The organism is Streptomyces sp. NPDC058295, from assembly GCF_042880655.1.
Taxonomy (GTDB): Bacteria; Actinomycetota; Actinomycetes; order Streptomycetales; family Streptomycetaceae; genus Streptomyces; species Streptomyces coriariae.
In genome coordinates this window covers 1-9,402 of sequence record NZ_JBHVYO010000100.1, presented here as the reverse complement: position 1 = coordinate 9,402, position 9,402 = coordinate 1, and the positions used below count along the sequence as shown (strand labels likewise).

At 68.6% G+C, this 9,402-nt stretch carries 9 protein-coding genes; 4 read left to right on the top strand and 5 right to left on the bottom strand.

Translation table 11 applies throughout. From position 1 onward, the window contains the following. Positions 1-171 precede the first annotated feature (171 nt). The 3 genes from ACFVYS_RS43505 to ACFVYS_RS43495 form a co-directional block, all read right to left on the bottom strand. A complete protein-coding gene (locus tag ACFVYS_RS43505) occupies positions 172-435 on the bottom strand; it encodes a hypothetical protein (RefSeq protein ID WP_389511398.1) in 264 nt (87 codons plus the stop codon). A gap of 647 nt (positions 436-1,082) precedes the next feature. Then, the gene (locus ACFVYS_RS43500) at positions 1,083-1,385 is read right to left on the bottom strand and encodes a hypothetical protein (protein WP_389511396.1); all 303 of its coding nucleotides are present in this window, start codon (positions 1,383-1,385) and stop codon (positions 1,083-1,085) included. A gap of 385 nt (positions 1,386-1,770) precedes the next feature. Further along, positions 1,771-2,127 carry a MerR family transcriptional regulator gene (locus tag ACFVYS_RS43495; RefSeq protein ID WP_097289521.1) on the bottom strand — a complete coding sequence of 119 codons (357 nt, stop codon included), beginning with the start codon at positions 2,125-2,127 and terminating at the stop codon, positions 1,771-1,773. Positions 2,128-2,540: 413 nt separating this feature from the next. Between ACFVYS_RS43495 and ACFVYS_RS43490 the strand changes: the two genes are divergently transcribed. Beyond that, positions 2,541-3,449 (top strand): NADP-dependent oxidoreductase, encoded by a 909-nt coding sequence (locus ACFVYS_RS43490; RefSeq protein WP_389511394.1) that lies wholly within the window; start codon positions 2,541-2,543, stop codon positions 3,447-3,449. A 435-nt stretch (positions 3,450-3,884) separates the two neighbouring features. Here the strand turns inward: ACFVYS_RS43490 and ACFVYS_RS43485 are convergent, their stop codons facing one another. Further along, the gene (locus ACFVYS_RS43485; RefSeq protein WP_389511392.1) at positions 3,885-4,250 is read right to left on the bottom strand and encodes a VOC family protein; all 366 of its coding nucleotides are present in this window, start codon (positions 4,248-4,250) and stop codon (positions 3,885-3,887) included. A 947-nt stretch (positions 4,251-5,197) separates the two neighbouring features. Here ACFVYS_RS43485 and ACFVYS_RS43480 point away from each other — a divergent pair. Continuing rightward, positions 5,198-5,671: a hypothetical protein gene (locus ACFVYS_RS43480; protein WP_389511390.1), complete on the top strand. Its 474-nt coding sequence runs from the start codon at positions 5,198-5,200 to the stop codon at positions 5,669-5,671. A 433-nt stretch (positions 5,672-6,104) separates the two neighbouring features. On the opposite strand, the gene ACFVYS_RS43475 is transcribed toward ACFVYS_RS43480, so the two are convergent. Next, on the bottom strand, positions 6,105-6,947 hold the full coding sequence (locus tag ACFVYS_RS43475) for an RNA polymerase sigma factor SigF (RefSeq protein ID WP_389511388.1): 843 nt from the start codon (positions 6,945-6,947) through the stop codon (positions 6,105-6,107). 603 nt (positions 6,948-7,550) lie between these two features. Here ACFVYS_RS43475 and ACFVYS_RS43470 point away from each other — a divergent pair. Then, positions 7,551-8,954: a PP2C family protein-serine/threonine phosphatase gene (locus ACFVYS_RS43470; protein WP_389511386.1), complete on the top strand. Its 1,404-nt coding sequence runs from the start codon at positions 7,551-7,553 to the stop codon at positions 8,952-8,954. Then, on the top strand, positions 8,951-9,319 hold the full coding sequence (locus ACFVYS_RS43465) for an STAS domain-containing protein (RefSeq protein ID WP_389511384.1): 369 nt from the start codon (positions 8,951-8,953) through the stop codon (positions 9,317-9,319). The genes ACFVYS_RS43470 and ACFVYS_RS43465 overlap by 4 nt, the downstream gene beginning before the upstream one ends. Positions 9,320-9,402 lie beyond the last annotated feature (83 nt).

The following is a 9,402-nucleotide window of genomic DNA, read 5'->3' as shown; positions in this document are numbered from 1 at the left end:
ATCCCACTCCGCGTTCGTCAGATCCCCGCGACCCATACAGTCAGCCTGACCCCAACACCCCACCCGCGTCAGGAGATCCGAGAAACAGCGCCTAGCCGTCCTCGCCGTCCGCAATCGCGTCAAACGCTGACCCAGCATCCGGGGCCACGGGAGAGGCTTGGACGTTCGGAATCAGAGCTGATTGAGTTCCTGGACCGCCAGGTCCGCAGCAGCAGGGATTACACTCCGTCGGCCAGCTAGCAGCATGTCCAGCGTGTCGTCGGCGTAGGGGACGCGGACGACCTGGCCCTGGGCACCGTTGACAGTGCCCACCGACTGTTGCCCGGCCCTCACCACGCTGGAACAGACACGGCCTGCGCGAACTGGCGCCACGTAGACCCCACGGTCTACGTCGCCGCCGCTCAGAAGCGCCGACGCCAGATCCTCGAAGACCACGACTCTAGAGTCAGACGGTTCCGCAGTCCATGACGCGGACCCGGTCGAAGCCGGCCTTGCGCAGGGCGAGCGTGTCGGTTGCGCCTCCGCGCCGGCTGCCGATGCCAGGGTCTGGGCGGCTGCCTCGGTCAGCAGCGGGAGTTGGATGCTATCCAGGGTGGGCCCTTGAGCCGTCAGGCCGATATCACCGGCCGCGTCAGAGATCACCGCGGCGAGCAGCGCCGGGACCGGTGGGCGGGGACGCTCGCCGTCGATCCACCGCCTTACCCGAGTCGCGTCGGGGGCGATCTGTTGGTGACCTTGGCGAATCGCCTCCGCAGCGACCCGGCGGGCGACCTCGCCATGAGACAGGCCGGTGGCCGCGATCCACAGCGCGAGGTATGCATTGCTCGATCTGCTCGGCACCGGTGCCTCACACGCCCCAACCCCTTGTCACGGAGCGTGGCAGTTTCGCGACGGTTCGCGGCACCTACGGTACTGGCCAAGACCAGGACGGGAGATTGATTCTGCTCAAGCGGTAGCCAACCGGCTATCCGCATGAGGCAAGGGGAAGGGAACTCGCATGGCGACGCTTGCACCCCATGCTCCGTGGGCGATGCGGCTGGTCACCGACCGGCTGCCGGTCGGCCCGCCGTCGTACGCGGCGGTTACTGGGTGTTCATCGTGTGCAACCCCAACGGCCAGTGGGGCACCAGGTGCTTCCCCGCGGCTCGTGGGCTGGCGATGTTGGGGCTGGCGAGTTTCATGGTGTCGACGGCCCGCTGCGCCAGGACGGCCGGGTCGATGGTGGCCGCTGCGGGAGGCGGGGCGGTGAGCCATTGGTTGCGGACGACGGTGTTGGGGCTGTCGAGGTAGTGGCAGGTCTGCTGGTAGACGGCGCCGTCGCCGGGTGTGCTTCTTTCCCAGTCCAGGGATTCGGCCGGCGGCTGCGGTGAGATCAGCTCGTACACACACGTCCAGGGATTGCTGCTGGCACCGCTTCCGCTGCTGCGGCTCACTGCCCGCGTGGCCGCCGGTGCTGGTGCCGGCCTGGCCGGGGTCGTTGGCCTCCACCTCGCAGATGAAGACGTCGCATTCCACGCCGCCGCCGGGCCCGTCGGCGCCCTTCTCCAGTCCTCTACTTGCCGGGCAGTACCGAGCGGTCAGGCGTCGAATCGCTTCTCCTTTTATCTAGTGCTGTCAAGTGTCTCTACAGGTCAACAGGTTGAAGCGATGTAAGGCAAGTGGGGTGGCGGTGGCGCTCACGGACCCGACCGGGTGGGGAGACCTGTTCACGCGCGATGTCGCCCGGCAGATGCCGGATTGGTCGGGGCCCGACCCCTCGCGACGGGGTGATCAGTCCTGCGCCACGTTCGCCGCGGTCACATTCTCGATCACGCGGCCGAGTTTGGTCTTGGCCCGGGTCAGGTCCTGGATGCGTGCGGCGATGCGGTCGCGTTCGATGATGAGCTGGTCGAGCATGGCGGGGGTCGCGACGCCGGTGCTCACGCACGGCAGGAGTTCGACGACGGTACGGCTGGAGAGGCCGGCCGCGAAGAGGTCCTGGATGAGCTGGACCCGCTCCAGGGCTTCGTCGGGATAGTCACGCTGCCCACCGGGCGTCCGCGCCGATTCCAGGAGCCGCTGTTCCTCGTAGTAGCGCAGGGCCCGCACGCTGACCCCTGACCGCCTGGCGAGCTGTCCGATGCGCATGACGCAGGTCACTCCCTTCCCGCTCGTACCTCACGTTGACGTCAGGTTCAGGCTAACAATACCGGCTCCGGGGGCAGCCCTGGGGGCCGATCGAACCGCTGCCTGCACCGAGATTGATCATGACCCGAGGGCGTTCACGCGGTTCACGTACGCACGGCAGCCCTCGCGTTGTGCCGGGATCGCCGAGCCCGCCCGAGGGCACATGGGTGTCGACCGTGACGGGCGGCGTGATCTCTCGTAGTGGCGCAGGCCCCCACGCTCAACCCCGCCCGCTCGGCAACCTCACCATCCGCGCCTGCCCTCCTCCGGCCGGGCGGCAGTTGCCGCTTGCACCTCACGTCAACGTCAGGTTCTAGAGTGACGAGCGTCGGATGAACACGTCATTCCGGCCCGTCAAAGTAAGGCAGACCATTATGCGCGCAGCCCGGTTCCACGAATACGGCGGAGCGGAGATCCTGGTGATCGAGCAGGCCCCTGACCCCCACCCCGGACCCGGTGAGATTCGTGTCCGCGTCGCGGCGGCCAGCGTCAATCCCATCGACTGGAAGCTGCGCTCCGGCGCCCTGCACCAGATCTTCCCCCTGGATCTGCCCGACATTCCCGGGCGCGACGGCGCCGGTGTGGTCGACGAGATCGGCGACGGGGTGCAGGGGGTGAGCATCGGCGACCGGGTCTTCGGGCTGGGCGGCGTCACCGGCGCGACCGCGGAGCTGCTCATCCTTTCGGCCTGGGCGCACACCCCCGCCACGTGGAACGACGAGCAGGCCGCGGGCGCCGGTCTCGCGTCCGTGACCGCGATGCGTGGGCTCGACGCGCTCGGCCCCCTCGCGGGGCGCACCCTCCTCGTCGAGGGCGCCGCCGGAGGCGTGGGCAGCGCGGCGGTCGAGATCGCCGTGGCACAAGGTGTCGGCACCGTGATCGGGACAGCCAGCGAGCGCAACCACGAGTTCCTCACTTCTCTCGGCGCCGTTCCCACCACCTACGGCCCCGGCCTCGCACAGCGCCTCACCACCCTCGCTCCCCACGGCGTCGACATCGTGCTCGACACCGCGGCCTCCGGCTCCCTGGACGACCTCGTCGCGATCGCGGGCGACCCGAAGCGCGTCGCGACGGTCGCCGACCACGCGGGCGGGCAGCGCCTGGGGACGCATGTGGCCCACGCGGTGAACGACTCCACTCTCCTGTCCGCGGCGGCGGAACTGGGCGGGCAAGGCCGCTACACACCCCGTATCGAACAGGCCTACCCCCTGGAGCGGATCGCCGACGCCCACACGCACGCCGAGCGCGGACGCACCCGAGGAAAGATCGTGATCTGCATCTGAACAGGCCGATCTGTATCTGAACAGGCCCACGAGGCAGGTAACTCGCAACGTGCGGGCCTGCGTGGCGAGCGTGCCCTCGATCGGTACCGGCGAGCGGGCGGTCCGAAGCGGGCCGATCTCCATGTCGCCTCGTCAAGCAGGCCGCCCCCACTCGGGCACCGCACATGGCAAATGAGCCGTCGTCCACGGGGCACTAGCCTCATCCAGCTTCAGCAGCCCCGTGAGAGGGGTTCAAATACGGGTTCTCAATATCATCTCCGCCCACTCCTTCACGCTCACCACCAGGGCATCCTCTGAGGGCATGAGCCCTTACGGGTCAAGCTTTACGACCTCGTGCACAGTAGGCCGTGGCTCGGCGGAAGGGGGGCGTTGAGCTGTGCATGATGAGTGTTGGGGAGTCCTGTACGGCGCCAGACACGTATCGCCGCTGTGATGTCAGCTCCACGTCCGGGCGGTCGCAGCGAAGAGATCGGGGTCGCTGTGCACGGGGATGACACACACCAGGTGTCCACCTGGTGCCCGCAGCACATGGCACTGCAGCCAACGGGAAACTTCAGTGGCGCCGAGTCGTACAAGGCGGTCTACTTCCGCGTCGACGTCATCAGTTTCGATGTCGATGTGCATGCGCGGCGCATCGTCAACCGACTGAACCACGGTTGCCAGCCCGTCCACCGCACCAACCAGCGATGTGAACTGGGGCTCTGCCGAGTCGGCACGGGCCGGTACCCCCAGAGCGGCCGACCAGAACTGGGCTGCTGCCGAAGATTCCCGCTCGGGGGCGTCCACAATCAGCGCGTACATTCGCGATCGGTGCATGAACGCCACTGTAGTGATCGCCCAGCAGGTCCGACGTACCTTCCTGGACCAGCCCGGCAGCCTCTTCGGTAGTGTCCTCGAACCCACAGGTCACCGCGCTGGTCCGGTTGGCCCTGACGAGTTGTCTGGTCATGACGGACGGTCCGACCGCACCAACGCTTCTGCAGACTCTGGCGCCGCTACGCTCCGCCGAACCATTCGATGGCGACCGTGCGGACGGCATCCGGCGCGATGCTCGCCAAGCTGCCCAGGAGGTACTCCCACGGGCCGACGGCGAGGGCCCGCGCAATCAGGTGTTCACGTTGCGGTGGGAGCGCGGCCTCGGAAAGGCTCGCCGGTGTCCTGGCCTGTGCCCACTCCTGTTGAGGAAGCGGACCAGTGGCTCCGCGTCCGCGGCGCGTGCACCGGCCCGGCCTGTGGCACCGGCCCGCGCCAATGCCACCGCCAACTCAGTGAGGGCCTCTACCCGTGAGTGAGGTGCCTCGGTGGGCGTGGAGGAGGAAGGAGATGCCGTGCAGTCCATGAAGAGACGTTCTCAGTCATAGCGGAAAGGGCCAACCGCTCACCCTTGGCCCACGGAACCGACAGCACGTGTCCCAGGTGCGCTCTCGGCCGTCAGCGGCTCGTGGTTCTCAGTGGCTCTGGACCGTCGATGCGCACGTAGTCGCCCTGGGTGTCCAGAGCCGTGCCGCCGGATTACGCGACGTCGCAGGCCCTCGCCAAGTACCCGTTCCTGAACTCGCGGTTCCTGACCGTGGACGGGCGCCCGCTGACCGAGCGCCTCACGCGCGCGCCGTGGGACGCGATCGTGGCCGACCAGCACTCGGCAAGCGCAAGCCGGACGTGCCCGTCCTGCTGTCCCACAGCGCCCTGGAGATGTCGTGCCCTAGCAGGTCGGCAGGAGCCTGGCCGCGGACTGGTGCCGCCGGGGCGTGACGGCGCGGTTCGCCGGCAACCACATCCCGGCCACATTGCCGCGACCGAGGGCGCCAGCGCTGAAGGTCTTCCCTGGCTCGCGGACCTCTTCGCAGGTAAGGCCGCGCCAAGCACCTGCTGACGTCGATGACGCCCCCGAGCCGCTCCCGTACGACCCACAGCGCGCTCAGGAGATCATCGGGCACTACGAGAACGAATTCATTACGCTGATCATCGACACCGACGGTGACACCATGACGGTTGAATGCCGGATCAAGCCGGAGATCCGCACAGCGTCCGAGAGGGAACTGCCGCCGGACCTGCCGCCGGCCGGGCTCGGCCTCCTCTCCGCGAACGGCGACGAGTACATCGTCACCGGCGGCGGCTTGATCGGCCAGCGCGGTTTCCTCACCCGCGACGCCGACGGCGCCATCACCGGGGCGGACCTGGCCGGACGACTCTTCAACCGGGCTCCGATACCCGCCGAGTGACACCTGGGGCCCCGAAGAGCACCGCAGGCGAGGCCGATGACAGTCTCGACCGTCCTACGTGAGGGCGAGCGCGGCGACGCGGACGATGCCGAAGGCGCCCGCGGGCACGGCCTTGCCGGGGGTTGCTCGCGTCCCTGGACACAGCCTCCGTCGCGGATCATGGAGAGCCACCACAGCACGTCCGACAGCAGAGTGTTGGTGCGCAGGTAGGTGACGTCGAGCCCGGACTCGGCGTCACACCCACAGTCCACCTCACGCACCAACATCACCAGAAGCCAAGCCAAGCTGGCCGATTCCGGCCCCGGTTGCGACTCGCAGTGCCCGGATCCACCGGCCAGCAACAGTGACAGAACATCACAGATCGCCGAGCTGACACAGCTTCTGAATGTGGTGGCGTGGTGTACGGGTTCACCGCGATCGCGAGGGGGTGGTGTCAGTGGGTGGTGAGCATGCCCTCGCGGAGCTGGGTCAGGGTGCGTGACAGCAGTCGGGAGACGTGCATCTGGGAGACGCCGAGCCGTTCGCCGATCTGGGCCTGGGTGAGTTCCTCCACGAACCGCCAGTGCAGGATCATGCGCGCGCGCTCGTCGAGGTCGGCGATCATTGGTGCGAGTGCGTGGAAGTCCTCCACCAGTTCCAGTGCGCCGTCCTCATTGCCGATGAAGTCGGCCAGGGCCGTCTCGCCGTCCTCGCTGTTGTTGATTGCGGCGTCCAGGGAGGAGGAGCGGTAGCCGTTGGAGGCCAGGCGCGCCTCGATGACCTCCTCCTCGTCCAGGTTCATCAGCTGGGCCAGTTCGGCCACGGTGGGCGTGCGGCCCAGGCGGCTGTGCAGTTCCTCGGTGGCGCGCGCCAGCTGGACGCGGGCCTCCTGCAGGCGGCGCGGAACGTGCACGGCCCAGGTGGTGTCACGGAAGAACCGCTTGATCTCTCCGACGATGTAGGGGATCGAGAAGGAGGTGAACTCCACCTCGCGGGAGAGCTCGAAACGGTCGATGGCCTTGATCAGGCCGATCACGCCGACCTGGACGATGTCCTCCATCTCCTCCGGATCCCGGCTGCGGAAACGGGAGGCTGCGTAGCGGACCAGGGAGATGTTCATCTCGATCAGCGTGTTGCGCGCGTACTGGTATTCCGGCGTGCCCTCCTCCAGCCGGTCCAGCTGCTGGAAGAACAAGCGGGTGAGCTCACGGGCGTCCTTCGGAGCGACCTTCGACGGGTCGGCCACCTCCGGCAGTTCAGCGCACTGCGCCTCCGCCGCTGCCGTATCCGTAACCATGTGTCCCTCCCCTTATCGGCCATGCCGACACCGGCCCACCTCGACTCGCTCTGCCGCGTCTACCCCTTCCCCCCACCTTCATGCCTACTCCTTCCGTGCGATGACGGCCCCGCGCCCGCGAGGTGCTGAAGCAGACCTCGACCGACTGCGGAGCGGGATCCAACCGAGCCGCGCCATCCAATCGAACTCAACCCTGCGCACACCGAGTCGCGCGGCGTCCTGCTCCGGTCCGAGCTGGGCGCCGGCGGCGACCAGGTCCGCCAGGTCGTCGCGGCGGCAGACATGGTCGACCTGACCGGTGGGCAACGGCCCGTCGGAGTTTTGTGCTCAGCTCGTGAGCAGCTTGTGGTCCGGACCACGAAGGCCGTCACGTTCGCCTTTTCGCCGATCACTTCGCCCGGTTGCGGTCGGTGCTTTGGCGGCCGTTCCACGATGCCGGTGCGCACTACGAAGCTCGCCGTCGGATCGGGTGCCCCAGCCGCGTTCGGTAGGGTTTCGGCGTGCTGGCTGTCTGGTCGGTGCCTTTCTGGGGGGATGAACGAGACGAGGGACATGCCGGAACAAGCGATCCTGCCTGCGATAGCACCGAGCGAGCCTTTGGCCGTGTCGGTCGAGGCGGCGCGGATGGCGGCGGTACGCCGTTACGACATTCTCGACACTCCGCCGGACGGCGCCTACGACCGAGTTGCGGCGCTGGCCGCGCGGCTGTTCGAGGTGCCGGTGGCGACGGTGACGATCGTGGACGAGGACCGGATCTGGTTCAAAGCCGCGCACGGGCTGGAAGGCGTCACCGAGATCGGCCGTGATCCGGGCCTGTGCGCCTCGGCAGTGCTGAGTGACGACACCACCGTCATCCCCGACACCCTCCTCGATCCGGTCGCCTGTTCCAACCCGCTGGTCGCCGGCCCGATGGGGGTGCGGTTCTACGCCGCCGCTCCGATCATCACCGCCGACGGACACCGCCTGGGCACGGTCAACGTCCTTGACACCCGCCCCCGCGAGATCAGCGAGGCCGATGCCTCCACCCTCACAGACCTGGCCGCGGTGGTGCGGGACCAGCTGGAACTGCGACTGTCGGCGTTGCACGTGATACGCGCCGAGCAGGAGAAACGTCAGGCGGAGGAAGAGGCCCGCCAGCGTGCGGAGCGGGACAAGGCGGCCATCGCCGCGTTCGCCTCCACCCTGCAGCGCACCCTGGTGCCTCCCGCGCTGCCCGCGGTACCCGGGCTTGAGCTGGCCTGCCACTACAAGACCGCCTCCCCTCAGGAAGTGGGCGGCGACTTCTACGACGTCTTCCCCGTCGGCGGAGGCCGGTGGGCGTTCTTCCTGGGCGATGTGTGCGGCAAGGGCGCCGAAGCCGCCTCGGTCACCTCACTGACCCGCTACACGCTGCGGGCCGCAGCCCTCGTCGACGCGGACCCCACGGCCGCACTCAAAGCCCTGAACACCGCGCTGCTGCTCGACGCGGCGGTCGGCACCCGCTTTTGCACCACCGTCTTCGGCCTGCTCGATCCGGCCCGGGACGGCGGCTTCACTGTCACGCTGGCCACCGGCGGTCACCCGCCCGCCTACCACCTCAGCCCTGCCGAGGGCAGCGGTGTACGGGTTGAGGCGGCCCGCGCCAAGGGCGGCATGCTGGTCGGCGCGTTTGCCGAGGCCGCCTTCGCCTCACTCACCCTGCACCTGGCACCCGGCCAGGGACTGCTGCTGTACACCGACGGGCTGACCGAGGCACGCACCGTCGACGGCCACATGCTCGCCGATACCGGCCTTACCGACTTCCTTGCCCAGCGACCGGCGCCGGTCAGTGCCGGCGCCCTGATCGACGACACCGTCGCACTCCTGGACACCCTCCCCGACACCGAACGCGACGACGTGGCGCTGCTGGCCCTGTCCGTCCCCACCGCGGACGCCGCTCCCGCCGGCATCACCACCACCGCTCACAGCGCCGCCGCCCCGACCGCACCCGCCGACGCCCTTGTCGGGCAGGAGATCCGACGCCCATGACCGACGCATTCCACATCGACGTCCCGCACACCGACGGCGTCCTGGCCGTGATCGCACTTTCCGGTGAATTCGACATCGCCGCCGCACCCGCCGTGCGGGCCCGCGCCCTGGAACTCATCGCGGCCGGACACCCCGACCTGGTCGCCGACCTGTCGCGGGTCACGTTCTGCGACTCCTCAGGGCTGGGAGCCCTCGTCGGCATCTGGCGCTGCGCCAAGGACGCCGACGGCTCCCTGACCCTGGCGGCCATCCCCGACCGGCTGAGCCGCCTGCTCAGCGTTACCGGGATGGACACCCTCCTGCCCGCCTACCCCAGCGCCGAGGCCGCGCTCGCCGCCCGCCAGGGCAATCGCACCACCGCCTGAAAACCCTCGCTCGCAGGAGTGGCATCAGCGGGCTTGCCTGTGGCACAGCCCAGCCCTACAGCTAGGCGCGCGGGGCATGGCGA